This is a genomic window from Pseudoalteromonas sp. S3776, from assembly GCF_005886915.1.
In the GTDB taxonomy this organism is placed as follows: domain Bacteria; phylum Pseudomonadota; class Gammaproteobacteria; order Enterobacterales; family Alteromonadaceae; genus Pseudoalteromonas.
In genome coordinates, this window is sequence record NZ_PNCU01000257.1 from 1 (window position 1) to 250 (window position 250).

A 250-nucleotide genomic window follows, 5' to 3' on the forward strand; every position below is an offset into this window, starting at 1 on the left:
CCGTATTGCGCTGTCCCCATGTGGCTTCAGATAACTTATCCACACCCCCCAAATTCACGACCACTTCATCAATCGTTTCCAGAAACAGTTCATTCCAGCTTGAATATTCTGAACTCAACCAGTTCATGGGTTGCTCCTGATAAAGTCTCAGTAGCATTTCATTCTCATGATTCACCTTCTGCAACCAACTGTCTTCTACATCCGTTTTGGCATCGTCAGACTGCGACATAAAGTAGCGGCCCAGAGATTT

1 protein-coding gene is annotated in these 250 nt (G+C 45.2%); it reads right to left on the reverse strand.

The window, feature by feature from the left end; genetic code table 11:
• Positions 1–229: hypothetical protein (locus tag CWC16_RS19825; protein ID WP_138542721.1), on the reverse strand; the 229-nt coding region annotated here is incomplete at its 3' end.
• Between the last annotated feature and the right edge of the window lie 21 nt (positions 230–250).